This window comes from Streptomyces sp. B21-083, from assembly GCF_036898825.1.
In the GTDB taxonomy this organism is placed as follows: domain Bacteria; phylum Actinomycetota; class Actinomycetes; order Streptomycetales; family Streptomycetaceae; genus Streptomyces.
Window position 1 is genome coordinate 4,742,110 of the sequence record NZ_JARUND010000001.1, and the last position, 24,514, is coordinate 4,766,623.

The window sequence follows — 24,514 nt, forward strand, 5'->3', positions numbered from 1 at the left end:
CATACAGAAGACCCCCCACGCACCCGCCAGAGCCAACCTACCCTTGCTGCCTTCCGGCCCTGGGGGAGTTCAGTCAGATAGCGCCGCGTGAGGGGCTGAGGCCCAGCGTACCTGATCGCAGGGGGTCCGAACGAGTTCGCAAGCACCACCCACGGTCATGTAATGTTCGCGTCGGAGGATTCGCCTAGTGGCCTAGGGCGCACGCTTGGAAAGCGTGTTGGGGGCAACCCCTCACGAGTTCGAATCTCGTATCCTCCGCCAGTGCCTCACCGGGCACGATGTCGAAGGGCCCCGCTGCTTGCAGCGGGGCCCTTCTTCGTTGTCCGTCTCAGTTTCCGTCTCAGTTCGTTTTCGGGATCTCCCAGAGAGCGTCGCCGACTTGCTGCGCGACCTTGCGGAGCATGGTCCCCGTCACGTGCATGTACCGGGCGCGCATCCGAGCCGCTCCCCCGGGCTCCCAACCCATGATCGAGTCGATCACGACGTCAGGGACGCCGAGGATCAGGAGGACGGTCGCGGCGGTGTGGCGAGCGTCATGGAGACGGCCGTTCCGGACCCCGGCATCCCGAAGCAGCCGCTTCCAGATGTGGAAGTCGGTGTTCGGGCTCAGCGCTCCACCGATCGGCGAGGCGAAGACGTACCCCTTGCCCTCCCAGTCGGCACCGGCCGCGATCCGCTCCCGCTCCTGGGCTTCCTTATGCAGCCGGAGAATCTTGATCAGCGGATCGGGGAGGCCGATGGTTCGCCGTCCGGCCCGAGACTTGGTCGACTTGTGCTCGCGACGCGTCTGCTCCCGCTTGGGGCAGTAGCCCGCCTTACGGCCGCACGGATTGGTGCCGCAGCCGTGCGCGTACTTGGGGCGGAGCCGGTTCTTGCGGATGCGTGCGTATCCCGCGTCCAGGTCGACGTCTTCCCAGTGGAGTCCGAGCGCTTCCCCTTGGCGGAGTCCGAGGGCCAGGGCGACGACCCAACGCGCGCTGTTGCGGAGCTTGGCCGCCTCGACGAGCAGTCGCTGTACCTCCTCGATCGTGTAAGGCTCGATGTCCTCTTCTTCGAGGCGGGGAGCCTTGGCGATCTCTGCCGCGTTCGTGGTGACGTGCCCGCGTCGGACGGCCTCACCGAGGGCGACCCGGATCGTCCGGTGCGCGTGGTGGGCGGTGCCGGCGGAGCTCCCGGATGCCTGCATTTTCCCGTAGAAGCGTTCGAGGTGCTCCGGCTCCAGGCGGTCGAGCTTGTGGGCGCCCAGGCCTGGGACGAGGTGAACGCGCACATCGACCTCGTAGCCGTCGTACGTGTTCTCGGAGACGTACGGCTTGGCGATGTTCTCGACCCAGTGCTCAAGCCAGGCCTGGAACGTCCAGCTCTGCCCCGGCTTCCTTAGCTTCTTGTCGTCCCGCGCCCGCTCCATCTCGCGGACGGCCTTGGTCACCTCCGCCTTGGTCTTGCGCTCGATGTGGCGGCGGTCGGGTTTGCCGTCATCACGGACTCCGACGGTCACTCGGCCGTGCCACTTGCCGTCCTTGCCGAGGTAGATCGACGAGGCACCGTTGGGCTGACGGGTGCGGTTCTTCTCTGCCGTGTCGTTCCCCCTCAGGCCGCTTGGGCGGGTCGGTGGCGCAGCTTGGCCACGAAGGTGGGCACGGCATCGGCCGGGACTCGGCGCAGCCGACCGACCATGACCGACTCGATCTCTCCCGCGAGGACGAGCCGGAAGCACGTCGTACGGCCGATACGGAGACGTCTGGCCGCCTCCTCGACGGTCAGGAGGGCCAAGGACGGGTCGGAGGATTCAGGCCGGAGGGTGGTGACTTGGGGCTCAGCCACGGGTGGGCTCTCCTTCCGTTCCGGGGGCGGGTTCGAGGGATTCGGCAAGCCAGGCTTCGGTGTCGGACAGGCCGGTTCCGGCGAAGACCCAGTGGGCGAGGACGTACGTCGTGCCCGTCTCGTGTTGCGTTGGCGGGGCGTTGTGTTGGGCGCGGCGCCAGTCGGCACGGGCGGTGCGTAGAGCGCCGAGGGTGGTGGAGTAGCGGCGGGACTTGGTGGAGAAGTGGCCGCGGAAGCCGAGCATGTGGGCCCAGGCGCGCAGGCGGAGGTGTTCGAGGTCCTTGCGTGCGCCGAGGGTCCAGGCGGTGCGGATGAGTCGGCGGGCGTGGTCGCTGATGTCGAGTTGGGCGAGTTCGGCGGCGAACTTGAGCGGGCGGTCGAGGGCGCCTGTCGCGGCTTCGGCGCCCTTGGTGGCGTACTTGGCGATGTACGCGGCTACTGCGCGTTCGGTGAGTTCCTGGCCGTCGTTGAAGTCGGCGGAGCGGATGGTGCGTACGTCCAGTTGGCGGCCGAAGGTGAAGGTGTGGGTGCGGCCGTCGATGGTCGGGCCGTCGACGCGGACTTTGGTTGCAGCCGCTTCGATGGCGTCGGTGAGGAGTTCGGCGGTTGCCCAGGCCGGGGGCGGGGTGTCGCCGCCGGTCGGGCCGTCGATGCGTATGACGGCGTGGAAGTGGACCGCGCCGCGCTTCTGGTACTCGGCGACCTTGGCGAAGGACACGCGCGCGTGGTCGCGGAAGCATCGCTGTGATAGGCCCGCCCGCTTGGCGACCTCGCGGCGCAGGTAGGTGGAGAAGCGGCGCCAGAGCGGTCCGGCGTGAGCGTTCCAGAGGACGGCGGTTTCGTAGTCGTACGTGTCCGGGTTGAGCGGGGTGCCAAGTGCGTCGTCGTCCTGGTCGTGGCGGGTGCCGCAACGGCAGGGGCGGACGGTTCCGGCCGGGCTGGTGGGGCGGTTGTGGACGGGGCCGAAGCCGGGTGCGGTGAAAGTGGCGAAGACGCGGGGATGGGCTCCGACCTGTTCCGGGGTGCCCTTGCCGCCGCGCAGGCCGGAGGTGATCAGGTGGAAGGTGTCGCGGCGGTAGACCTCGGAGCAGGCCGGGCAGCGGGTAGTGCGGCGGTTGTTGCAGCGGACGAGCAGGTTGCCGGCCGGGAGGGCGGCGGAGTCGAGGTGGTGGAGGACGGGGCCTATCTCGCCGGTTCGGGTGTTCACGTCGTACTCGGTGCGGTGGCCGTCGAGGCGGATCGGGTGCGTGCAGCCGCCGAGGCCGGAGAGCTGCTGGACGATACCGGGCAGGGTGCCGTGCTGGGCCAGCTTGGCGAGTTCCGGCAGTGGAGGCGTGGTGGTGCGGGTGAAGATGGCGTACTCCTTCTGGCTGGCTGGCTTGGTCAGGAGAGATGGCCCCGGGATGGCCGGATGCTTGGCCGTGTCATGGCCGCCCCGGGAGTCGGGCATCGTTCAGCGCCGGTGCTGCTCGCGTATGAGGGAGCGCAGGACCACGGCGGCGATGGCCACGGAGATGGCCGAGACGGCGACGGCGGCCAGGAGTGCGGTGAGGACCACGCCGCCCACGACTACGGCCGCCACGGCTCCGGTGCTGATGGATACCGGCGGGAGCGAGCGCCGTACGGGCGCGGCCGGTTCGGCCGGGGTATGCGTGTGTGCGGGCGGCGGGGTGGGGCTGTCGGGGTACTTGGGCAGGAACACGGCGACCCTCTTCTTATCTACTCGTCTAGTTATGTGTGCCGTTTATGACGTCCACGCCGTCGCGCGTACCGGAGTCGATGGCCGGGGCCATGAAGGTGCGCGAGAGCAGGAATCCGAACAGGGCGATCACGACGACGATCCAGGTGCGGACGCCGAGGAACTTGACCGCTCCCCAGGCGATGAGTCCGAGGACGAGGACGAGCGGCAGGCTGACGGTCACGGTGTGCGGGGTCCTTTCAGCGGACGGGGCAGGTGTGGGTGCGGGCGGCGAGTTCGGCGGCGGCACGGCTGTCGTAGTCGGCGGAGAACCCGCAGCGGGGAGCGGTGCAGGCGGCGGTGTGCTTCTCGCGACCCCGGCCGTCGTAGGACGTGGCGACCTGAACGGGGCCGATGCGGGTGACGTTGCGGAAGCGGCGGTTGGCTGGCACAGCCGGTTTCCTTTCCTTTGTTCGCTTGCCTGGGGCGCGCGGACGTGTGTAAATGACCGGCATGTCACAAGGGGCGCGGCAGCTGGCCGCAGTCGGTACGGCCGCGTTGATACTCGGGCTCGCGTGTGCCGGGGGAAGGTGGTGGTTGGGCGAGTCCTGGACCACCGTGATCACCACGTGCTGCCTTGAAGTACTGATCATTTCGGCCGTCATCGGAACGCGGCGACTGATCCGGAAGCGGTAAAGCCTCCCGGCAGGGCCCGCCTTCAGAGTTGGGCGGCGATGGCGTCGGCCATGTGGGCGGGGACGCCGAGGCGGGCGCGGAGAGTGGGGGTGTCGATGGGTACTCCGGTGCGGGTGTGGTGTTCGGCGGCGACCTTGCGGGCGTGCTGGACCAGGGCGGCCGGGACGGGCGGGACAGATACGGCGGGTTGTTCGGAAGCCGGGGCCGGTTGGGCAAGTTCGGGCGTGTCCTCCTGGTCCTCGATGTTCTCGATGACCTCGGCGGCGTTGTCGGCGTTGTCGGCTGTCGCCATTGGTGCGGAGTGTGCGAGGAGTGTTCCGCCGAGGAAGGCGACCGCGGGCCAGCCCGCGACGAGGATGCGCAGCCAGGCCGGCACGTCGGTCATGTCGAGGAGTCCGGCGGTGGCCACGTTGGCGCCGAGGGACGCGGCGAGTGCGATGACGAACCAGCACCACGCGGCTGCTTTCGTGTGGCCGGACCGTAGTCGACGCCAGGCGACGACGAGCAGCAGGTCGACCGAGACGGGATATGCCCACGCCTTCCACCCGTCTTGACCGGCCGCCGAGGCGACGTCGTGTAGGTGGGCGAAGGACAGTGCGGCGGCGATGAGCGCCTGTACAAGTACCGCGTCGATGCGGGCCAGTTGGGCGCGCATGATGTCGCTCCTTCCAGGTTCGGGCATGGGAGGGGTAGGGAGTCGGCGACGGGGGTTGGGCGGGCGGGGTGGAGACTCAGTCGGTCACCGGGCGCGGCTGGAAAGCCGGGGCCGGTGCTTCCACGACAGCTACGGGCACGTAGGGCCGGAAGGGCTTGAGTGTGGGCAGGTCGGGCACCAGGTGGGCCGACTCGCGGCAGATCTCTGCGGCGTCGCTCAGGGAGAGGTACGGGGTGCGGATGCGGGACCAGCCGCCGGAGGTGTCACCGGCCACGGCGAGGCCGGGGCGTTCGGGAGCGATGGCGCAGGCGGCTCCGACGGCTTCGGGGGCGATGTCGCCGAGGGCCATTTTGGCGGAGGCTTCGTCGTTGACGCGGTGGCAGACCCGGCCGGTCAACTGGGCCCGGAGCATGGTGGCGCCCTTGCCGAGTTCCGCGCCGAAGCGCTGCCCGCAGACCTCCAGGTAGATGCCGGCGGCGCGGCCGAGTTGGGCGAGGCGGATGAGCTGGGTGACCATCTCGTCGCGCCGGTCTTCATCCTTCCGCGTGGCGACGAGGAAGAGTTCGGCCACCTCGTCGACGAACAGCACGATGGGTACGGGGCGTTGTTTCTCGGGCAGGCCCCAGATGTCCGAGGTGATCTCCTCGTCCGGGGTGCCGGGTGCGATGCCCTGCCGGGCCTTGATCAGGTCGTATCGGTCTTCCATTTCCTTGATGAGCGCGGGCAGCAGCTCGGCCGCCTGGTCGGGGTCGGTGGCGAGCGCGGAGAGCCGGGCGGCGAACGGCGCCAGTTCGACACCGCGCTTGCAGTCGATGCCGACCAGGGCGACGGGTTGCCGGGCGAGTCCGGTGACGAGGTGGCGCAGGTACATGGACTTGCCCGACAGGGTTGCGCCGAGGGTGAGTTGGTGCGGAACGGTCCGGTAGTCGCGTACGAACGCGGTCGCGTCCTCCCGTAGCGCCACAGGAACTTTCAGGAGCCCGGTATTGGCGGACGAGGTGCGGGGCATCCGTACCTGCCGCAGTACGTCGAAGCCGACGAGCCGCAGTTCGACGACGCCCGGCTTGACGGTCGTGACGTACACGGCGTGAACGCCCCAGGCGTGCCGCAGCCGTTCGGCCGAGGCGGCGACGTCGGCGGGTTCCTGCCCCGGGGCGAGCCGCAGACGAATCCGCAGCCCGGTCGAGGTGGGCCGGATGATGCCCCGGCGCGGCGGTACGGGCCGGACCTCACGTCGGGTGGTGGCCTTCACAGCCAGCACCCGCAGCCGGGACGGTGCCACAGTCAGGCCGCATGCCTCCATGACCGAGGTGTACGAGCCGAGCAGCCGGGCCGTGGCTATCGGCAGGCCGACCGTGGACCAGTACGCCGCCGGGTGCTTGGCCCGGGTGTAGGCGGCCCCGCCGCCGAGCGCGGCGAGAGGACCACCCACTTCCAGAAGCGTCGTCAGGTCGCTCATCAGGCGGTGGCCCCTATCGCGACGGGGAACGCGGCCGGGGTGACAGCGGCGGCACGGAACGCGATGCCGTGACGCTGCTGCCCGTTGAACACGCTCTCCCACGGCCGGGCGACGAGCCCCGGCAGCGAGACGGGCGCCCCGAGGGCGAGCCCCTCGGAAACACCGCCCTCGGGAACGGTGACCTTGATCAGCGAAGACTCGCCGTCCTGGATGTGGACGACGCCGATCGTCATCAGCGCCTCACCGCTGACGGCGTCCTTGGCGATCTCGCCCGTCTGCCGGTCGCGGACCTTGGGCTCAGGGGCTTCGGTCAGCAGGATCGTCGCGGCTGAGGTCTCAACACGGATGGTACGCTAGACAGTTCTCCTACCTAGTCATCTATACAAGATGCGTCTGCGAACCCGATCTTCCGGGCTCACGTGGATCACTCTGACACACAACTTGGCCACTCGTCTATACGAGTATGCCTGTTGGGGTGTACGAGTTCGAAGAAAAGGAGCCCCGCGCACCACCGCCCGTCATGCGCTCACGTCGCCGGGAGCTGGTACGACAGCACGTACGCGTCCGCCGCCATCACGGTGTCGCAGACCTCCACAGCACGCCCGTCGGTGTCGAACGCGGTACGGATGAGGTGGATCACGGGCACACCGGAGGCCAGCCGCAGTGTCTTGACCTCGGCGGGCGCGGGCATGCGGGCCCGGATCTCCTCCTCGAAGTGGTCGAGCCGGTGGCCGAGTTCCTCAAGGCGGGCGTAGATGCCGCCGGGACCGGGGTTGGGCTCGGCGATGGCCGTACCGCGCGCGATGTCGAGCGGAAGGTAGGAGGCCGCGAACTCAACTGGCTTCCCATCCAGGAGATACCGGCGCCGCCGGGCAAGCACCCGCCGCACCGAGCCGAGCCGGGCGGAGATGTCCTGACTGGCCTTCTCCTCCTTGACCTCAAGACTGTCGACCTGCGGATGACTGCCGGCCGCGTCGGCCTCGACGATGAACGCGGACTTCCCCTGCTCCCTGTGCCGCCGGGCGAACCGGTCCGATGCAAGCCGCCGCACGGGCGGCCGGGGCCGCACGAATACGCCCTTCCCGTGCTCGGCATGCACGAGCCCCTCCCCCTGGAGGACGGAGAAGGAGTTCCGGACAGTCATCCGGGAGACTCCGTAGTGCTCGACAAGCTCAGCTTCGGAGGGCAGCTTGGCGCCCTCGGTGAACCGCCCACGGTCGATGGCCTCGCGCAGCTGGTCGGCAATCTGTCGGAAGACCGCACGATCGCTCGTGGGGTCGAGATCACCGAGCAAGCCGGATGGGAGTGAGGACACGAGTACTCCTTTAGGTATCTAGACGAGTGGGCGAGTGTTGTTGCTACGGTGGAGAGCCTAGCCACCTGAGAGGGTCGAGGAACGTGAGCACTGACCGTCCGCACTCCGTGAGCGTTGCCGGAGTCATCGTCGACGACCAGGGCCGCGCTCTCCTGATCCAGCGCCGCGACAACGGCCGGTGGGAACCCCCCGGCGGCATCCTCGAACGCGAGGAAACCATCCCCGAGGCCCTGCAACGCGAGGTCCTCGAAGAGACCGGCATCAAGATCACAGTTCCGGCGACCCTCACCGGCGTCTACAAGAACATGACGGGCCTGATCGTCTCGCTGGTCTTCCGCTGCGAGGCCGACAAAGGCACCCCCACCACCGGAACCGAGACCCGCGCACTGCGTTGGGCAACCCGTGAAGAAGTCTCCGAGCTTGCCGACGAGGCATACGCGATCCGCGTCCTGGACGCACTCGACGCCACCTCCCCGCCGGCCGTCCGCGCCCATGACGGCGTGAAACTCGTCTAGCCCGAACCCGCTGCACATGGCGGCCTACCAGCACGAAGGAACTTGTATGCACGAGTATACGAGCACAGCGCGGGTCTGGGGACTCACTTGCCCAGGTTTCCCAGAAGAGATCAGCCGAGCCCGCCGCTGGACCCGCGACATCCTGCGCGACTCCCCCATGGCCGACGACGCCGAACTGATCGTGAGCGAGCTGAGCACGAACGCGGTCCTCCACACGGCCAGCGGCCAGGAGACGGGAAGCTTCCATCTGGCACTCGCAGTCTCGGCGCAGGTGATCGCCCTGTCAGTCACGGACGACGGAGGCACCGGCGCAGCCCCGAAGGTCGAGCACCCGCACGTGAACGCCGAGCACGGCAGAGGCCTGGGCATGGTCAGCGCACTCGCCCACCGGGTCGTGGTCCACGACAGCCAGGGCGGCTACACGGTCACCGCGGAACTCTTCACGGACGCGCGCGGGGGAGGCCACCCGTGCTGACAAACGGGCCCCGCCGGGGCTTCTGGTGCGAGTGCTGGACCGAGCACCTAAACGAGGCGCAACAGCCCGTACTCCGAGCATCCTTCGACGCCTACTCCCCGCCCCAGGCCGACAGATGGATCGCCATCGCGCTGCGGACCATCTCACCGGCACTCGACTCGGACGCCTCCGACGAGGCATGGGCGTGGCTGTACGAGGGACGCATCGAGACACGGAGAGCCCTCTTGCACGCGAACCCCTGCACGGTGTCAGTCACCCACGCCGACACACGCATCACCTGGACGGTCCGACCGGCACTCTTCCTGCCCCTTGCACACCGCCAGGCGACCGAACTCCCAGCCTGCGCAAACGACTTCAAGGCCCCCACCAGCTACAGAACCGAGCCCCAGGAGACCGACTGAGTTACAACTTTCTCTACTGGTTCAAGGCGGCTCGCTCCGCTCCCCGCGCGCGGCCCGGCCCCCGGCCGGGCCTGCGCTCCTGTCTCCGCCCCGCTCCAGCCCGGCCGGCACCCGTGCCGCGCGCATAGCAGTCAGCCGCCTGATGCCAGAGAGGAGGTACACCGTAGCCGGGGCAGTCGGTTCAGCGATCCTGTCGCCGCGCTCCCCGTGGCGCAGGAATCAAATTTTCAGATACGCACTCGCCGAAGCCGCATTTTTCAACTGGTCCGCATAGGTATCTATAAGAAGCCGAACACCATCGATGCGATCCCTTACGTCTGCCGCATCGAAGCTGACCAGTTCCCCATGAGCAACCTGATTCCGCGCCAAAACAATTCGTTGATCAATGAATACGCTGCGGGTTTCATAGAGAGGAAGGATATCCAACCCGACAGCCTGAACAATCTCTTTGAAGACGCTAGAGGAGAGGTTACTCTCAGTGTCTATACACTTATCCGGCGAGACCGCAAAAACTTCGGTGCGACGAGCATCAATCTCCTGGAGAAGCTCACCAAGGTACCTTACTTTTACACTACCTGAGGCCCTCTTGAAAGTTGACAGTACGTAAGCGGCCTGGAAAGGAAACTTGAGGTCAGCGACTTTGATAGTTGCCTTGTTAATGAAGTTCACGTAGGCACTACTGCCACCTTTCACGAAACCTTCCCAGTGGGCGTAGGCGAGGACTACAGAAGATCTCGCAATACAGCTTAGCCGGTGAGGGTCGGGGTTCTGCTCCGAAACCATCATACTCAAATTTGAGAGTTCGACTTTTCTTCGAGCCAACTGACGGTCGATACTCTCAATGAATCGCGTCGGATCCACGAGCCCCCCAGTCAGACAGAAAAAAGCTGGCGTCCGTAAGGAATTGTCCTCTTCATTCGCTGGTCTGCTCGTTGCCCAGTTGCGTGTCCAGGGGCGAATGCCGGGTCATTCCAGAGTTCCTCGCGAGCCCGCTTTACCTCGCTCTCCCCAGGTACACGCTCAGGAGCATAGTGGCCCAAGCCGAGGGAAAGCACTTCGAATGCCGTAGAGGAAAAAGCGCCTTCGGTACGACCAGTGACGGGGTTCAGCTTGCGCATCGCGTCGCCCCCCAGGGAATCGTTCAACGCTCTGAAACAAAGATCGAAAGCTTCTTTTTCCGACCGCAGCTCAGGATACCCCTTTTCAACGAGGGACAGGGTTTCCGCTGAAAGAAATTCTCCGATGTTTCCGATACTGGAGATTTTATCCTCAGGCAACAATCGCAACGAAATAAATCGGAGAGCGAGCTCAAGGTGATACTGCTCTTTAATGAGTCGCTCCGGGAGATTCAAGACGGCCTGGAAGTCCTTCGATGATGCTACATCCTGGAGCCACTCGAAGTGGGTTTTACTGAGACTCACGAGCAGGCAGTTTCGGAGTTCTTGTGGAGTCGCGATACTGCCGTAAGAATTTAGACGCTGGAAAAGGTCATACTTGGCTCGATTATCGCTCTCGCGCTTAATGATTTTCACATCAACGCGCGACCTCTTAAAATCGAGCTGTTGAGCGCGCGTTAGCGCCTTCTCCGCCCCCTCGAAGAGTTCATACGCCACTCCTTCAAGGCTGGTCAAGAATGGCGCAGTTTCGCACATAAATGGTTCGATGAGTTCGCCTTGGTCATCGCGAAGAATCCCCATGAACTGGAAAATCGTGGACAGCCTCTGCACGCCGTCCACTACATCCCAAACTCCGTCCTCGTTTTGGGCCACAAATATACTTGGCAAAGGGATTCCGAGTAGGATGCTTTCAATCAGCTTGGTCCTCTGAGCACCGGACCACCGGAAGATACGCTGAAATTCCGGATGAATATCCATTTCCCCGTCGCGATAAAGATTTGCGATCTCACTAATTGACATGGGGTACGAATCGGTAGTGATTCGCTGCCGATAAAGTTCGAGTTCGGATTCCAGCGTCATTCTGCGATGCTAGCATTCAGAGGTTCCAGAGTCTGCGGTTCTTCTCGAACATCACCCAGGAGTCTTGACACGTTGCAGGGCGGCGCGTGTCGGCTCCCCTCGTACCTCACCGACGAACACGGGCCTACTGATAGCAGGTCGCACCACGAGCTCGGCAGATCGAGCGGGGAACAACGTGGAGTCATGGGGAGAGCAGGCGCCACGCACGAGGCCGACGCCCAACCGTTCGTCCAAGTCCGCGCCCGAACCAGCCCCGAATGATCGCAGCTTCCCAAGCTGAGGGCACGGAAGCTGTCGTCACGGACCAGCCGTCGTGACCTGGTCCGGTCGACGACACACACCAGTAGCGTGGCTGAGGCTGGTGGGGGTGCAGCGAGGCACACGCGCGCCTGATCGGTCGACGCACCCGTCATCGTGGCTGACTGTCTTCGTTTAAGGTTCGTACATAACCGTGCCAGCAGACGCAGGGGTCAGCCCACGGTCAACGGGGGTGTCCCCCAGTAGAGTTTCTGGCCGCCTCACCAGGTATCGAAGCCATAGGTCAGCAGAACGTCTCCTCTAAAGCTGTGGTAGCGGGCCCTCGCTTGCCGTCCAAGGAGGCGTCGCTTCGCTGTCCCGCATCATCCGAACCTTGGAAGTGGAGAAGAGCCCAGAGAGTTGCGCGAAGATTTTGACCCAAACCGTCCATGTGGCTTGGGTAATCGACACTGGGCTACAAGTCATAGGCCGGCGGCGGGCCAGGCCGTGCTGCAGCCTGCTCCTGTGCCGTCCGGCCCGGCGAGAAGCAGAGTACTCAGTCCGACTCAGAAAAGATCTTGGAGACGGGTAGGAAGCAGTGTCCTGTCTCGCTCGCGTGCCGCTTCTTGCGGCGCATCAGCTCGTCCAAGCGGATGCGTTGGTCGAGCACAGCCATGAAGTCGCCCCCATCCATCGTGATGAACGGCGTGCTGAGGCTGTAGACCGCCAGGGCGTCCGAGGTGAAGTTGCTCATGCTGATGTAGAGGCCGAGAGTGTTCTTGCCCTTGCGCTCGATGTTGCTCTTGAAGACGTCCAGCTCCCGGCGGCCGATGGCCTCTTTCCACCACTTGGCTTCGAGGACGTAGTGGTCGGTGTCGAAAGAGAACGCACCATCGATCTGCTCATGGCCCAAGCTGTATGCCGCCCGCGGCTCCAGGTCGTACAGGGCGAACAGCTCGTTGATGAATCCCTCGAAGTCCCTCCCCCGCTGCTGCGGGTTGGTAGCCGAGTGCATCACGATGAACCGTTGCTTCAGCTCCTCGTGCGCCTGGGCAAACGCCCGGCCGTCCTGGGCCTGCTTGGCGCTCTCCGCGATGGCGACCGCGTGTGCCTCATGCTCCGCGATGACCTCACGCTGCTTCGCAGTCCAACGCCTCAACTCCGCTACGGCCGCCGTCGCCTTGGCTACCTTCTCTTCGCCATCCTGCTGGGAAGTCAGGTTAGGGAAGGTCTCCATGTCGGCGATGTCGAGCATGAGTGCGACCGTCAGGTCTAGGTAACGGGCTTCATTGGCTTGCAGCAGGTGTACCAACTGGCCGGATACTTCCCGTTTTGTGGACGACTGGAAGCTCATCTGTGCCAGAAGCTCGCTGTGGTCCTTCAACATTGCTCGGACGTACAGCTCAAAAGGGTCTTTGTTCCAGTAGATCGTGGTCAGCGCCTCGACTAGCGCTGTGTATGCGGCCGGGCGGATGGCCTTACTACGGTTTTGAGGCTGCGGCACCGTCCCCCTCCTCCTTACGCACGATGACCGACCTATCACGGTACCGTGCGATCAGCCGATGACCAGCCGGTATGACAGGACTTGATCCCAGAGGGATCGATGGACCACCCCATCCATCCCCCACCGACGCACCGATGATCTAGGCCGATGTTGGGCAGCAGAAGTGTTCGATCCCTGGACACCACACCACAAGCGCACCAGAACGAGAGGGAACCAGCGGGGAATCATGGTAGATGCAGCCAAGCTCGACGAGGTCGCACCGCGACTCTTCGCGCAGGTCAGCGCTCGACTCTCGTCATCCGCTCAATACGAACCCCCAGGCCATGGCCCCGGGGGTTGTTTGTCGCAAGATCACGAACGGACGGAACCGCCTCGACCCTGTACGCCTCAAGGCAGCCAGCGCTCGCGTTGCCGTGTCAGCCTGTCTGGACCCACCAGATCAGCCAGGTAACGGCCGCGCCGCCGAGTGTGTACCCAGCACCTTTCAAGGCGTTCATGAAAATGATGCGCAAGTAGCGGCGACTACGGCGGCGCCACAGGGTCGTAGAGTGTGGGGTAGGGCTCTCCGTGGAGGGGAGTCCGATGGAGTGCTTCAAGAGGTGCTCCGGAATCCAGTGATATGTGCTGGTGAAGTCGCACCGCTCCGCCACGGCGCCAACCACATGCGGAGTGGTGCGACCCCTCAATTCTTCGAAACGTTGCCCGCCAAAAGCACAGGGGTAGTCCCTTGGTCAGGCGTCGCCCCTCCGAGGGCGCGAGGGGTGAAGGGCGGCAACAAGCTGTAAACGGGGCGCAATCCCCGGCCTGATCGAGTCTTGAGGGTGTCGAACCACTCCTCATCGACCTGGACGAGGATGCCGTGCTTCGACAACTCACGGATGCCCTTGCCCGCGCTGTCGGCAGAAATGCCGTACCAGTCTGGTATCCGCTCCTGAGGCAGAGTGAACTCAAGCTTCCGCTGGTTCGAGGCGATCAGGAGCATTGCCTTGCCGGGAAGGGAAAGGGCATTGTGCCAGCCCTTGTCCCAGTACTCATACGTCAGCTGGAAGTAGGGGTCCCCCAAACCTTCCCCCGGGGGCGTGTACCGCCGACCGGAGCCGTCCTCGTGTAGCTTCGTGATGGTTGACTTGCCCCCCTCGCCACGAGCTCGGGTGATGAGTCTTAACTCCTTAAGGACTCTCCAGGCACGAGACACCGCGGCCGTTCCTGCCGTCTCATCGAAGATGCCCACCGACCTGGACCACGTCGTGGACCACTCGGTGACAGAGAAGTCCCCGCCGCTGGTCACGGCGCTGAGCAGCAGATAGAGGTCTAAGGGGCGTTTAGCGGAGCGGCGCACCAGATCAGCCAGAGCTCCTGGTGCCTTCGTCCTTCCTTTACCCACGTCCCTCTGGAGGAAGGCGCGGCGGATCGGCACCGTACGTGTTGGGCGCTGAGAACGATCAAGGATGAGCTTTATGGTCTCGGGTTGCCCGAGGGGCGTCGCCCCTTGCACCGGAGGCGAGTTGATGCCGTGGTGAGTGGTCGTCATGCAGCCAGCATGGCACGGACTTAATGTCCACGGCCGGTTTGAATCGACACCACTGGTGGCCTCGACTTGTCGCTTCAGCGGGTGCCATACGATGCCTAAATTATGTCTCATAGGATGCCTACGTAACGATGACAAGTTACGACGACACCGTTACCTGGGCCGACTTGCGGGGCGTTCGGGAACTGACCATCGCCCAGGAGCGAGCTCGACTAGCGGGCGGCATGCTGCGGACTTGTCTTTGTTCCCTGAGTTCCGCGGGTGAGGCGAAGAGGTCGTTACCCAGGTGCTCTCCACCACGCCTCCGCCGTCGGACTTACTCTGAACGACGTCATGGAGCAGCGTGATCGAGGCCCGGTGGTGGGTGCCAGCGCTCCAGGTCAGCACAGCTAGGGCCGTCTCAGTTTCCGTCTCATTCAGCGCCGTTCACGGCCGTTCAGACGAGACCCACGGCAGTAGCCGCTCCGGCGACCGGCCGCCTATGAACGCAGGTGAACGGCCCTGTTCGATGCTGCCCGGACCACCACCACAGTTGGAAAGCGTGTTGGGGGCAACCCCTCACGAGTTCGAATCTCGTATCCTCCGCCAGTGCCTCACCGGGCACGATGTCGAAGGGCCTCACCGCTTGCGGTGGGGCCCTTCGTCGTGTGTGGTCTCAGTTTTGGTCTCAGTTGCAGTGATCGGACTGGGCTGGACCTCGGCGGACAGTGATCTGGTTCACCCCCCCGGTCACTCCTCCTCGGCGGCTTCGGTGGTGCGCGGTGGCACGACCCGCGCCCAGACGCCCGCCACGCGCGTCAGTCAGTCCGAGGCGGCCTACCAGCAGACCGGTGAGTGCGGCGGCGTCGAGTACCCCGGTGGGCACGGCGTGGCTGTGCTGATTGCCGATGCACGGGTTGGCCTCGTCCAGGGCCGCCTTGCCTGCGGCGCCGCGGTCGGAGCAGTTGGTCCGGGCCCAGCCTCGCCCGAACGCGGAGATGCGCGACTGAACCCGATGATCACTCTCGACGCCGATGGCTGTGCCGATGCTTCCCAAGGCCGGGGTAGGCCCGCGCACGGCTGGCCGGACACACCGCCGGGCATGGGCCGGGCATCGTGGATCGCGCGGGTCAGGAAGGGGCGGCAGAGGTGTTCTGGTCCAGGCGCGTGCGGAGGGTGGCGGCGAAGTCCTCGGCGCGGGACAGCTGGACGCGGAGCTTGTCCACCTGCTCGGTCGCGGCCTGTTCGTAGACGCGGACACGGCCCAGCAGGACGTCCCGCTCGGCGGCGTCCAGGGGGTCGTCGCTGTCAAGGCGGTCGGTGGCGTCCAGGAGGTCGCGCATCTGGTCGAGGGTGAAGCCGAGCGGCTTCATACGGCGGATCACCATGAGCCGGACGACGTCCGCCTCGGTGTAGAGGCGGAAGCCGCCCTGGGAGCGGGCGGAGGGGATGACCAGGCCGGTTTCCTCGTAGTGCCGGATGGTGCGCAGGGACAGCTCCGTCCGCGCGGCGACTTCGCCGATCTGCATGTGATTGTCGTCCACGCCCGTGTCCTGGCCCTTCTCGTCCTGCCGGGACCGCGTCCCGTGCGATGCCGCCGCCCTCTACTCTAACGTTAGGGTAGAGTTGCTTTTGCGAGGCGGCCCGGCTGCCCCGCGACTGCCGTTCCGGGGCCGATGGCGCCCCCGGCGAAGATCCGATTCTTGCAGGAGAGAGCGTGCGCGAGCCCACGACGCCCATCGCCGCCGCCTGCCCACCGTGACTCTTCGCTCCCCGATGTGAGCCACCCGGCCGCGCCTACGCGCAGGCCCCGGCTCCGTCGCTTCTTCGACTTCCGGTCCGCTCCTCGCGGGCCGTCCGCGGGGTGCCGGCCCGGTTCCTCCGCGTTCTCCCGCACGCCCCGGCCCGCCAGTGGGGTGCCCGAGCACGACAGGTACGCATCTCCTTGTCTTCTTCCGTACTGACTCCCGACGCGCGGCTGCGCGGTCTGCGCCCCGACTGGCTGAACGACCCGAAGGTCTGGCGTACCGAGGTGCTGGCCGGCCTGGTCGTCGCCCTGGCGCTGATCCCGGAGGCGATCTCGTTCTCGATCATCGCCGGTGTCGACCCCGCGGTCGGTCTGTTCGCCTCGTTCACCATGGCCGTGACCATCTCGATCGTCGGCGGCCGGCGCGCGATGATCTCGGCGGCGACCGGCGCCGTCGCGCTCGTGATCGCACCGCTCAACCGTGAGCACGGCTTCGGCTACCTGGTCGCCGCCGTCATCCTCGCCGGTGTCATCCAGGTCGCGCTCGGCGCGCTGGGGGTCGCCAAGCTGATGAGGTTCGTTCCGCGCTCGGTGATGGTCGGCTTCGTCAACGCCCTCGCCATCCTGATCTTCATGGCCCAGGTCCCCGAGATGCACGACGTGCCCTGGGCCGTGTATCCGCTGATCGCGGCCGGTCTGGCCCTCATGGTGTTCTTCCCGAAGGTCACTACCGTGATCCCGGCGCCACTGGTGTCCATCGTCATCCTCACCGTCATCACCGTCGCCGCCGGGATCGCCGTGCCGACCGTGGGCGACAAGGGCGCCCTGCCGTCCTCGCTGCCGGTGCCGGGCCTGCCGGACGTGCCGTTCACCATGGACACCCTGACCACCATCGCCCCGTACGCGTTCGCGATGGCCCTGGTCGGACTCATGGAGTCGCTGATGACCGCGAAGCTCGTCGACGAGATCACCGACACCCACTCCTCCAAGACCCGCGAGTCCATCGGCCAGGGCATCGCCAACATCGTCACCGGCTTCTTCGGCGGCATGGGCGGCTGCGCCATGATCGGCCAGACGATGATCAACGTGAAGGTGTCCGGCGCCCGCACCCGCCTCTCCACCTTCCTCGCCGGCTCGTTCCTGATGGTGCTGTGCATCGCCTTCGGATCGGTCGTGTCCGACATCCCCATGGCCGCCCTGGTCGCCGTCATGGTGATGGTGTCGTTCGCGACGTTCGACTGGCACTCCATCGCACCCAAGACACTTCGGCGGATGCCCACCGGGGAGATCGCCGTCATGGTCATCACCGTGATCTGTGTGGTCGCCACCTCCAACCTCGCCATCGGCGTCGTCGTCGGCTCCATCACCGCGATGGTCATCTTCGCCAAGCGTGTCGCCCACCTCGCCAACGTCACCGCCGTCACCGACCCCGACGGCAGCACGGTGGTGTACTCCGTAACCGGTGAGCTGTTCTTCGCCTCCTCCAACGACCTCGTCGGCCAGTTCAACTACGCCACCGACCCGGACAGGGTCGTCATCGACCTGTCCGCCGCCCACATCTGGGACGCCTCCTCGGTCGCCGCCCTCGACGCGATCGAGACCAAATACGCCCAGCGTGGCAAGACCGTGGAGATCATCGGGCTGAACAGCCCCAGCGCCGACCTCCACGGCAAGCTCACCGGCGAACTCACCAGCCACTGACCCGGCCCAGCCCCAGCCCCGTAAAACACGTAGGACGCCGGCTTCGTCGGGGTCCTACGCTGTTCGGGGACAGGCGTGGCGTATCCCGAAGCCATCGCAGCAGCCCCCGCCGACTTCGGCGCCCTCCAGCAGCACAAGAACCACCCCGAGCAGTCCCTCAGCGCACGCCACCTCCCCGTAGACGCGAGCGGGGCCGTGGACACAAGCTCAACCCTCACCCCCGTCCGGCCCGGGGCCCCGCCGCCCACCGCCGCGGTGTGAGGCCCAGCGGCGCCGCAGCCAGTCTCCGGTCTCTCCGATCGCGACCAGAACGGCGGCCGATGCGGCACACCCGGCAAGGCGCACCGGCTGCCCGAGTGCCATGCCCAACAGCCACAGCAGGAGAGTGACCGTGATCCACCACGCGGTGACGGATCTGATCTCCGCCCACCACTGCGGAACCTGCTTCACCGGCCGGCGCCGGAGCTCGGGAGAGTGGAGACTGCCGGGGCGAGCGACTGCCAGGGCATCGCCGTCATCCCTTTCCGGTTGTTGGCGGAACCGGAGTTCCGATACGCGGGTGGGGCGTCGCAGGTTGCCGGCGGCGACCATGACCAGGCCGGTGATCAGCAGGGCCAGGCCGATGACCAGGACGGGGAATCCGGGGCCGGGCAGGACGTACATCAACGCCCCGGCCAGGGTGAGCGGCGCTCCGACGGCCGCCAGCGCGCTCCCGATGCGACGTTCAGATATGCGTTGCTCCTGGGTGCTGCTGCGGTGAGGGGTCATCAGATGTCCTTGCCGATCAGGGATGCGGTCAGGGCGCCAGCGAGGAGGGCCCAGGCGACGGCGGCCCATCCGGCCTGGCTCCAGCCGATGGCCGTCATGCTCACCGCGACCACGCCTGCGGCTGCCATCGCCCGCCGGCTGGTCGTGAAGGCCCTTTGGCGGCGGGCGCTGCCTGGGTGCCGGATCTCGGTGAACGCGGTGCGGATGCCAAGAACCGCGACGATGATCACGGGCGCCAGCAGCGATGCCTCGCCACCGCCGTCCATCAGGTGTCCTGCCTGTCCGGCCCGGCGTCGGCCGACTGGGCCCGCTGGTAGATGTCGGGGATGCCGTCCGCGTCGGCGTCGAGGTTCTCCGCCTCGTACAGACGCCGGTAGATCGTGTTCCGGCGGCGTAGCAGGGCGGCAGCGAGCATCGCGGCGAGCACGGAGGCGATCAGGACCGCCGCCTTGATGTGCTCCCCGACCGCCGTGCCGGTGAAGGCGAGTTCGCCGATCAGCAGCGCCACGGTGAACCCGATTCCCGCCAGCACCGACAGGCCCAGCACGTCGGCCCAGGCCAGGTCCGGGTTGAGGCGGGCGCGGGTGAAGCGGGCGGCCAGGTACGTCCCGGCGAAGATGCCCACGGTCTTGCCGGCGATCAGACCGATGACGACGCCGAGGGGCTCGGGGCTGGTGAAGACCTCGCCCAGAGCTGCGCCGGTGATGCTCACTCCGGCGGCGAACAGCGCGAACAGCGGCACCGCGACCCCGGCCGAGACCGGGTGCACCAGGTACGCGACCCGGGCGGCCGGGGACTTCGTCTCGCCTGCGTCGGGGGTGGTGCGCAGGATCAGCCCCATCGCGACCCCGGCGACCGTCGCGTGGATGCCGCCGTTGTACATCAGCGCCCAGACCGTGACGCCGAGGGGGACGTACCACCACCAGCCACGTACCCGCGCCCGTTGGAGCAGGTAGAAGACGACGAGTCCGGCGAACGCCCCGGCCAGCGCCCACAGGTTCAGGTCGGAGGTGAAGAACACCGCGATGATCAGGATGGCGCCGAGGTCGTCGACGACCGCGAGGGTCAGCAGGAACGCGCGCAGCGCGGCCGGCAGGTGGGTGGACAGGACCGCGAGCACGGCGAGGGCGAACGCGATGTCGGTGGCCATCGGCACCGCCCACCCGTCCAGGTTCCCGCCGCCCGCCGAGGCGGTCACGGCATACAGAGCGGCCGGCACGGCCATTCCGCACATCGCGGCAATCACCGGCAGCGCCGCCGTCGCGGGGGTACGCAGCTCGCCGACGACCAGTTCACGCTTGAGCTCGATCCCGGCGACCAGGAAGAACACCGCGAGCAGCCCGTCCGCCGTCCAGTGCCCCACCGACAGGTCCAAGCCGAGAGCCGACACTCCGAAGTGGAAATCCCGTATGCCCTCGTAGGCCCCGCTCCACGGGCTGTTCGCCCACGCCAGCGCCACCACCGCGGCAGCGAGGAGAACCAGGCCACCGACGGTCTCGGTACGCAGTGCACGGGCGATGGCCTGACGCTCCGGAAGCGGAAGCAGGCCCAGGAAGTAGGAACGCGAGCGAACATCAGACACGGCGGGGTGTCCTCCGGGGCGTCGGCGGAAAAGGGCACACGGCCCCACGGACGCCGACCAGACTTCCCGGCACACCCCGCGCCAGTTTTTGACGCGTTCTTTGCACTCTATCCAGCCCGAACCCCGCTGTCTCCCCCACCCTGCGGACGCCCAAGCCCGACAGCCTGCGGCGCTGTGACCACCCGGCCCTGTCAGGTTCGGGCCACACGCCTCCGCCGGCTCGAACTCCACGAACACCTTCCCGGCTGCCACGCGCGGCGGTCTCAGCATCCGCGTGGGCATCGTCCTGCTCGCCGCCGCCGTCCACCACTACCTCGTCATCAACCACCTCGCGGCCGACAGCACAGTGGCGCCAACCCGCCCCCGCGCAGCGGACCGGCGACTGCAATGCGCCAACCGCCGCAAGGAAGAACACACACCACAGAGCCCCTGTGGAGATCCACCTCGTGCACGACCTTCAGAAGGGTTTCGTAGGCCAGTCCAGCAGCCGGGCCCCGATCACCGCGGTCTGCAACGTGTAGCGGTGCACCGGGTCGGACGGGTCCGCACCGGTGAGCTGATGAATGCGTTCCAGACGGTAGGTGAAGGCCCGCACACTCAGCGACAGCCGCCGCGCCGCCTCCGCGGACACGCAGCCGGAGTCGAAGTACACGGTGAGGGTATCCAGGAGCGGCTGCGCGCCACCGCGGGCTCCGCGCAGCGAGCCGAGGGCGCTTTCGACCAGATCGGCCATGGCCTGCCGGTCGCGGGTGAGGACGGGGTAGACGAGAAGGTCCGCCGAGCGCAGCACGGGTTCGTCGAGCTCCAGCCGGTCGGCGAGGTCGAGGGCGTTGAGGGCCTCCTCGTAGGACTGGACGACCCCGGCCGCGCCGGGCTGCGGGCGGCCGATCCCCACCTGTCCGCCGCCAGTGGCAACGACCGCGTGTTTGGCGAAGTACGTGAGAACCTCGCTCTGGTCCCCCGGAGCGACGCAGACCAGCCGTCCGTCCTTGGTGGTGAGCAGGATGCTGCGGTCGCCGAACCGGCCGATCAGCGCATGCTCGACCTCCCGGAGAACCGTGTCTCCCTCTTCGTACGCGACCGTGCCGCGTGCCACGGCGACGGCGTGTTCGTACGACAGGCGTAGTCCGTAGCGTTCCGCGCGCTGGGCGAGTCGGCCCAGGTCGCTGCGGCCGTACAGCAGGTCGTCGATGAACTCCCGGCGGCCTGCCTCCTCCTGGCGTACGGCGATTCTCTGCGCCTGCTCGTAGCCCTCGGCGAACGCGTCGACAGCCTGGGCCACGGCGGCCAGCACGTTGTCCACGGACGCGCCGTTCTGGGTCGGCCAGTACGCCCGGGTGGCTGCCATGTGGGTGCCCACCAGGACACGCAGCCCGAGGCCCGCCTCCGCGGCCTGCTTGCCCAGTGCACGGCGGGAATCGAGTTCGTCCCGGGACAGTCGGCGGCCGGTCGCCGAGGCGTCCGCGAGGATGCGGGCATAACCCCGCAGGTACTCCCCGTGCTCATCGGACATGTCCCGCCCCGCCATGTTGTTCCCCCTGAATTGGACGCGCCTTGACGTCTTTTTAGCGCATGCCCGGAAGAACTGGCCCTGCATCACCGAGATCGTTGCCTGCCTTCGGCAGTTTCAGACGACGAAATGCGGTGAAGCACGCCGCGGGGCTGCACACCATGTCGGAATCCGGCAATGTACGGAGTTCCAGAATGCGCGCCAAGAACCTGTCAATGCCGCGTGAAGGACGCGTAAGGTTCCCTGCGGTGTGCCGGGAAGCCTGGTCGGCGGTTTGGGGACAACTCTCTTCGCCGATCGAAGATTCAAGGTCATGATGCTTGTCGTGGTGTTCGGGGTGGCGCTGCTGATCGCGGTGCTGCTGTCAGGGCTTGCCGCCCGGACCGTTCTGTCGACGTCGTTGCTCTTCCTCCTCGGTGGCGCGCTCGTCAGTGACGGGTTCCTCGGGCTGATCCACATCACGCCGGACAGTGAGATCGTGTCCGTGACGGCCGATCTGGCGCTGTTCGCGGTGCTGTTCACCGACGGCATGCACGTCTCCTTCCCCAAGCTGCGCACCAACTGGCGCAACCCGGCCCGCGCCCTCGGACTCGGCATGCCGCTCGCGTTCGTCGGCATGACGCTGATCACGCACTACCTGGTGGGCCTGGACTGGACGACGTCCTTCCTCGTCGGCGCCGTGCTGGCGCCCACCGACCCCGTGTTCGCCTCCGCGATCGTCGGGCGCAAGGAAGTCCCGTCGAAGCTGCGGCAGTTGCTGAACGTGGAGAGCGGCATCAACGACGGGCTCGCCCTGCCGGTCGTGCTCATCCTGATCGCCGCCGCCGGACCGACCTCCGGGCACGCCGAGGCGTCCTTGGGGACGATCGCACTGGAGCTGGTCCTGGGTTTGGTCTTCGGTGTCGTCCTGCCGTTCGTAGTGGTCGAACTCGTACGGTTCCGGCTGCTGGGCGCCGAGCCGAAGCTGCAGCCGCTGCTGCCGCTGGCCATCGGTGTGATCCTGTACGCCCTCTGCCACCTCACGCACGCCAATCCCTACCTCGCCGCGTTCTCAGCCGGAGCGGTGCTCACCGCCCGCTCCCTGGAGGCGAAGGAGGCGTTCGAACCGCTCGGCGAGGCGCTGGCGGAGCTGGCCAAGTTCGCGGCCCTGCTGGTCTTCGGCGCACTGCTCACCCCGCAACTGTTCGGAGACCTGTCCTTCGGCGGCTACGTCGCGGTCGTCCTCGCGATCGTGCTGATCCGGCCGGCCTCGCTACTGCTGTCCCTGCTCGGCACCCGGTTCACCCGGCAGGAGAAGCTGGTCGCGGCCTGGTTCGGTCCCAAGGGCTTCGCGTCCGTGGTGTACGGGCTGCTGGTACTGCAGGCCGGGATCCCGCAGGGCGAGGAGGCATTCGCGCTCATCGCCGTGTGCATCGCCTTCTCGATCATCGCCCACAGCTCCACCGACGTACCCATCGCCCGCCTCTTCCGCGTCGACGACATCGCCGGAATCCCGGCCGGACGCCAGGACACCGACGCACAGTCACCGTCCGAGGAGACCCCGGCAGACGCACGCGGATGACCTGGCCGAGCCGTGCGCCCGGCCGTCCTTGTCGGCGCCGCCGCTGACCGGTCCCAACAGGGGCGGGTACGGCCCGACCTCGCAGACGACACTTCGGCCTGCCTCGGATGCCGGTCAGCACGGACGCTCACACGCGTGACGCCCCGGACAAGGACGTCCGGGGCGTCGGGCCGCGGTGGCCGCATTCCCTTACACCGCGACGATGCCCTCCATGCCGGACTCGGCGAAGGCGGGCAGCCCTGTGACGGTGGCGATCTTGGTGAGCGAGCCGTTCCTGCCGACGCGGAAGCCGTCGACCGTGCCGGAGACGGCGTTCTGCACGTACAGGAATTTCCCGTCCCGGGTCACCGCCAGGTCGATGACGCCCTGGGACATGGCCGAGGGCGGGGTGGCGATGCCTACATCGTTGGTGAGCGCGAGCTTTCCGTGCCGGTCCGTGCGGTAGCCGGTGACCGTGGAGTTGCCGGTGTTGCCCCCGTAGAAGAAGTCGCCGGCCCGCTCCAGCCAGCACAGTGTGTTCTGACCGTTGGCCAGCGGCTGCTGGACGACCTTGAGGGTTCCGTCGGCGCGCACCTTGTACGTGGTGACCGTCGATTTCTCGGCCTCGGCCACCAGCATCCGGCCGCCCTTGTCGAAGGTGATCGCGAACGGCACGCCACCGGCCGAGTCGTTGACCACCGGCTGATGGGCGGGACGTCCGTCGTGCCGCATCGGGAAGACCTCGACGGTGTTCGCCGACTTGGTGGTGACGACCAGAGCACGGCCGTCCGGCGTGAACGCGACCTGACCGGGCGAACTGCTGAACAACGGCACCTTCTTGTTGTCCAGCCCCAGCGAGCGATGTGAACCGCTCAGCGGCACCAGGCCCTTCGCGGTGATCCGGAATCCCTGGATGCTGCCTTTCCCGCCCGCGTTCATGACGTACGCCAGGCTGCCGGAGACCGCGACCGACGCGGGGAAGTCCCCGCCGGAGGAAATGACTTGGCGACTCGTCAGCTTTCGCCCCTGGACCCGGAACGAGGTCACGGTGCCGCTGCCCGCGTTGACCGCCAGCAGTGAGCCCGACCGGTCGTCGTAGACGAGGGAGCCCTGGGACGCGAGCGAATCGGTGGGCGCGTCGACCTGGTCCCCTCCTTTGCCGCCGGTCGCGTAGCGGCCCGCGGCACTCAGCGCACCGTCGTCACCGCGCTCGAATACGTGGATCGTGCTGCCGACGAGTTCATTGCCCTGCACGAAGACCGCGTGGCCGGCCTTGGCCGTGGACCCGGACCGATGCGTTTCCCCGGCGGAGGCGAAGTTCACCGTGGTGGCGGCCGCCACCACGGCAAGGATCCCGGCTCCGGCAACGGACAGCCGGACCTGTAGCGACGACCTGCGCCTGGTGTGCCTGCTCATGCGTTGCT

At 66.7% G+C, this 24,514-nt stretch carries 25 protein-coding genes, 1 tRNA gene and 1 other RNA gene; 6 read left to right on the forward strand and 21 right to left on the reverse strand.

Going from position 1 to position 24,514, the window contains the following annotated elements; all coding sequences use genetic code 11:
- Positions 1-3: 3 nt before the first annotated feature.
- An RNA gene (gene ffs, locus QA861_RS21300) (signal recognition particle sRNA small type) lies at positions 4-100 on the reverse strand.
- Positions 101-173: 73 nt separating this feature from the next.
- On the opposite strand from ffs, the gene QA861_RS21305 reads away from it, so the two are divergent.
- A tRNA-Ser gene (locus QA861_RS21305) sits at positions 174-261 on the forward strand.
- Between the two features lie 79 nt (positions 262-340).
- On the opposite strand, the gene QA861_RS21310 is transcribed toward QA861_RS21305, so the two are convergent.
- The 10 genes from QA861_RS21310 to QA861_RS21355 form a co-directional block, all read right to left on the reverse strand.
- A complete protein-coding gene (locus QA861_RS21310; RefSeq protein ID WP_503461747.1) occupies positions 341-1,594 on the reverse strand; it encodes a tyrosine-type recombinase/integrase in 1,254 nt (417 codons plus the stop codon).
- Positions 1,591-1,824 (reverse strand): excisionase family DNA-binding protein, encoded by a 234-nt coding sequence (locus tag QA861_RS21315; protein WP_329273764.1) that lies wholly within the window; start codon positions 1,822-1,824, stop codon positions 1,591-1,593. The genes QA861_RS21310 and QA861_RS21315 overlap by 4 nt, the downstream gene beginning before the upstream one ends.
- A complete protein-coding gene (locus QA861_RS21320; protein ID WP_443041569.1) occupies positions 1,817-3,133 on the reverse strand; it encodes a replication initiator in 1,317 nt (438 codons plus the stop codon). The genes QA861_RS21315 and QA861_RS21320 overlap by 8 nt, the downstream gene beginning before the upstream one ends.
- Positions 3,134-3,277: 144 nt before the next feature.
- Positions 3,278-3,526, reverse strand: coding sequence for a SpdD protein (locus QA861_RS21325; RefSeq protein ID WP_334589900.1), 249 nt, complete (start codon positions 3,524-3,526; stop codon positions 3,278-3,280).
- A 25-nt stretch (positions 3,527-3,551) separates the two neighbouring features.
- A complete protein-coding gene (locus QA861_RS21330) occupies positions 3,552-3,746 on the reverse strand; it encodes a hypothetical protein (RefSeq protein ID WP_334589901.1) in 195 nt (64 codons plus the stop codon).
- A 16-nt stretch (positions 3,747-3,762) separates the two neighbouring features.
- Entirely contained in the window at positions 3,763-3,954 is a 192-nt protein-coding gene (locus QA861_RS21335) for a mobile element transfer protein (protein ID WP_327695873.1), read from the reverse strand.
- Positions 3,955-4,220: 266 nt separating this feature from the next.
- On the reverse strand, positions 4,221-4,853 hold the full coding sequence (locus tag QA861_RS21340; RefSeq protein ID WP_334589902.1) for a DUF2637 domain-containing protein: 633 nt from the start codon (positions 4,851-4,853) through the stop codon (positions 4,221-4,223).
- Between the two features lie 76 nt (positions 4,854-4,929).
- The gene (locus tag QA861_RS21345) at positions 4,930-6,312 is read right to left on the reverse strand and encodes an FtsK/SpoIIIE domain-containing protein (protein WP_334589903.1); all 1,383 of its coding nucleotides are present in this window, start codon (positions 6,310-6,312) and stop codon (positions 4,930-4,932) included.
- Positions 6,312-6,659 (reverse strand): SCO3933 family regulatory protein, encoded by a 348-nt coding sequence (locus QA861_RS21350; RefSeq protein WP_334590645.1) that lies wholly within the window; start codon positions 6,657-6,659, stop codon positions 6,312-6,314. Before QA861_RS21350 ends, QA861_RS21345 begins: the two co-directional genes overlap by 1 nt.
- A 179-nt stretch (positions 6,660-6,838) precedes the next feature.
- Complete coding sequence (locus QA861_RS21355) at positions 6,839-7,627, reverse strand: GntR family transcriptional regulator (protein ID WP_334589904.1); 789 nt, start codon at positions 7,625-7,627, stop codon at positions 6,839-6,841.
- Between the two features lie 107 nt (positions 7,628-7,734).
- Between QA861_RS21355 and QA861_RS21360 the strand changes: the two genes are divergently transcribed.
- Genes QA861_RS21360 through QA861_RS21370 form a run of 3 tightly spaced genes read left to right on the forward strand, consistent with a single transcriptional unit; the run spans position 7,735 to position 9,018 of the window.
- On the forward strand, positions 7,735-8,142 hold the full coding sequence (locus QA861_RS21360) for an NUDIX hydrolase (RefSeq protein ID WP_334590646.1): 408 nt from the start codon (positions 7,735-7,737) through the stop codon (positions 8,140-8,142).
- 46 nt (positions 8,143-8,188) lie between these two features.
- Entirely contained in the window at positions 8,189-8,617 is a 429-nt protein-coding gene (locus QA861_RS21365; RefSeq protein WP_334589905.1) for an ATP-binding protein, read from the forward strand.
- Positions 8,611-9,018 carry a hypothetical protein gene (locus QA861_RS21370; protein WP_334589906.1) on the forward strand — a complete coding sequence of 136 codons (408 nt, stop codon included), beginning with the start codon at positions 8,611-8,613 and terminating at the stop codon, positions 9,016-9,018. The genes QA861_RS21365 and QA861_RS21370 overlap by 7 nt, the downstream gene beginning before the upstream one ends.
- Before the next feature lie 219 nt (positions 9,019-9,237).
- On the opposite strand, the gene QA861_RS21375 is transcribed toward QA861_RS21370, so the two are convergent.
- The 5 genes from QA861_RS21375 to QA861_RS21395 all read right to left on the reverse strand — a co-directional run bounded on the left by QA861_RS21375 (position 9,238) and on the right by QA861_RS21395 (position 15,786).
- The gene (locus QA861_RS21375) at positions 9,238-9,879 is read right to left on the reverse strand and encodes an MAE_28990/MAE_18760 family HEPN-like nuclease (RefSeq protein WP_334589907.1); all 642 of its coding nucleotides are present in this window, start codon (positions 9,877-9,879) and stop codon (positions 9,238-9,240) included.
- A gap of 11 nt (positions 9,880-9,890) precedes the next feature.
- A complete protein-coding gene (locus tag QA861_RS21380; RefSeq protein WP_334589908.1) occupies positions 9,891-10,994 on the reverse strand; it encodes a GmrSD restriction endonuclease domain-containing protein in 1,104 nt (367 codons plus the stop codon).
- A 793-nt stretch (positions 10,995-11,787) separates the two neighbouring features.
- Complete coding sequence (locus QA861_RS21385; RefSeq protein WP_334589909.1) at positions 11,788-12,735, reverse strand: restriction endonuclease; 948 nt, start codon at positions 12,733-12,735, stop codon at positions 11,788-11,790.
- Positions 12,736-13,417: 682 nt separating this feature from the next.
- Positions 13,418-14,266 (reverse strand): hypothetical protein, encoded by an 849-nt coding sequence (locus QA861_RS21390; RefSeq protein WP_334589910.1) that lies wholly within the window; start codon positions 14,264-14,266, stop codon positions 13,418-13,420.
- Between the two features lie 1,106 nt (positions 14,267-15,372).
- Positions 15,373-15,786 (reverse strand): MerR family transcriptional regulator, encoded by a 414-nt coding sequence (locus QA861_RS21395; RefSeq protein ID WP_334589911.1) that lies wholly within the window; start codon positions 15,784-15,786, stop codon positions 15,373-15,375.
- A 401-nt stretch (positions 15,787-16,187) separates the two neighbouring features.
- Here QA861_RS21395 and QA861_RS21400 point away from each other — a divergent pair, with 401 nt between their 5' ends.
- A complete protein-coding gene (locus QA861_RS21400) occupies positions 16,188-17,690 on the forward strand; it encodes a SulP family inorganic anion transporter (RefSeq protein ID WP_334589912.1) in 1,503 nt (500 codons plus the stop codon).
- 207 nt (positions 17,691-17,897) lie between these two features.
- On the opposite strand, the gene QA861_RS21405 is transcribed toward QA861_RS21400, so the two are convergent.
- The 4 genes from QA861_RS21405 to QA861_RS21420 form a co-directional block, all read right to left on the reverse strand.
- Positions 17,898-18,458: a hypothetical protein gene (locus QA861_RS21405; protein WP_334589913.1), complete on the reverse strand. Its 561-nt coding sequence runs from the start codon at positions 18,456-18,458 to the stop codon at positions 17,898-17,900.
- Positions 18,458-18,724, reverse strand: coding sequence for a hypothetical protein (locus QA861_RS21410; RefSeq protein WP_334589914.1), 267 nt, complete (start codon positions 18,722-18,724; stop codon positions 18,458-18,460). Before QA861_RS21410 ends, QA861_RS21405 begins: the two co-directional genes overlap by 1 nt.
- Positions 18,724-20,040, reverse strand: coding sequence for a Na+/H+ antiporter NhaA (gene nhaA, locus QA861_RS21415; RefSeq protein ID WP_334589915.1), 1,317 nt, complete (start codon positions 20,038-20,040; stop codon positions 18,724-18,726). Before nhaA ends, QA861_RS21410 begins: the two co-directional genes overlap by 1 nt.
- A gap of 457 nt (positions 20,041-20,497) precedes the next feature.
- Positions 20,498-21,568 carry a PucR family transcriptional regulator gene (locus tag QA861_RS21420; protein ID WP_334589916.1) on the reverse strand — a complete coding sequence of 357 codons (1,071 nt, stop codon included), beginning with the start codon at positions 21,566-21,568 and terminating at the stop codon, positions 20,498-20,500.
- Between the two features lie 295 nt (positions 21,569-21,863).
- On the opposite strand from QA861_RS21420, the gene QA861_RS21425 reads away from it, so the two are divergent.
- Positions 21,864-23,111 carry a cation:proton antiporter gene (locus QA861_RS21425; protein WP_334589917.1) on the forward strand — a complete coding sequence of 416 codons (1,248 nt, stop codon included), beginning with the start codon at positions 21,864-21,866 and terminating at the stop codon, positions 23,109-23,111.
- A 189-nt stretch (positions 23,112-23,300) separates the two neighbouring features.
- On the opposite strand, the gene QA861_RS21430 is transcribed toward QA861_RS21425, so the two are convergent.
- A complete protein-coding gene (locus QA861_RS21430; RefSeq protein WP_334589918.1) occupies positions 23,301-24,506 on the reverse strand; it encodes a lactonase family protein in 1,206 nt (401 codons plus the stop codon).
- Positions 24,507-24,514 lie beyond the last annotated feature (8 nt).